The following is a 219-nucleotide window of genomic DNA, read 5'->3' on the forward strand; positions in this document are numbered from 1 at the left end:
CTCAGTGCCGCTATTAAACAGATTGATTTAGAATTACTTCATGATTACAAAGAACAAGGATATGAGATTGACAGTGTGCCTGACCGTACGCTTCAATTTACATTCGGAACCGTTGATTTTGAACGCCACCGTATGCGAAAAGAAGACAAAAAAAGTGTGATTCCTTTTGATAAAGCCGTCGGCTTAAAGCCTAGAATCCGTAATTCTCCTCTTGTAGAG

Annotated in this window: 1 pseudogene; it reads left to right on the top strand. The window is 39.7% G+C overall.

Annotated elements, in window-relative coordinates:
- Positions 1-219, top strand: a pseudogene (locus ABFX15_RS09230) (ISLre2-like element ISAot1 family transposase); the annotation flags it as partial.

Source organism: Alkalibacterium indicireducens, assembly GCF_039522005.1.
Classification (GTDB): Bacteria; Bacillota; Bacilli; order Lactobacillales; family Carnobacteriaceae_A; genus Alkalibacterium; species Alkalibacterium indicireducens.